This is a genomic window from Micromonospora sp. U21, assembly GCF_018070045.1.
GTDB lineage: Bacteria > Actinomycetota > Actinomycetes > Mycobacteriales > Micromonosporaceae > Micromonospora.
Genome location: NZ_JAGPYK010000094.1, coordinates 1 through 570, shown reverse-complemented (window position 1 = coordinate 570; position 570 = coordinate 1). Strand labels below are relative to the sequence as shown.

Below are 570 nucleotides of genomic sequence, written 5' to 3'. Positions count from 1 at the left end.
GATTTCGTCGCCGAGGATGAAGACGCGCCGCGGGTCGGGCAGCTGCGGGATGGCAGCGACGAACCAGATCGGACCTGCGGCGAAGTCCAGGCGCAACGCGACGGGCACGTCGACCGAATGCGCTGGCGCGGCGATGCTGCCGTCCGTCCGCCGGCTCGGCCCGATCTGGAACTGCTCCCAGCGGAAGGCCGTGCCGCGAACCCTCGACCCGAGAAGTGGAGCCCAGGGGCTCTGGCCGTTGACGTCCGGGCCGACCCGCTCCGGGCCGGATTCGCCGAGGATGAGGTGATGTCCGATCGGCTCGTGGAAGACCTCGATGCCATAGGGATAGAACGTGTTGGTCCAGGTCACGGTTACGGGACCGAGGTCGGTGCCGAGCTGGACGCCCATGACGGCGTGATGCCAGTCGCCGTGGTCCCATGACGCGGTTTCCGGGCCGAAGTTGTAGACATCCCAGTAGTCGACCGACGTCAGGCGCCGTCCGAGCAGGTCGCGCAACTTACCCTCGAAACGGCCACGCAGATCGTCGGCCTCGCGTACCTCTTCCACCTACCGATCATCGGTGGTCAT

General features: G+C 67.0%; 1 protein-coding gene. It reads right to left on the bottom strand.

Going from position 1 to position 570, the window contains the following annotated elements; all coding sequences use genetic code 11:
• Positions 1 to 498: hypothetical protein (locus KBX63_RS34905; RefSeq protein WP_210918687.1), on the bottom strand; the 498-nt coding region annotated here is incomplete at its 3' end.
• Positions 499 to 570: the final 72 nt, after the last annotated feature.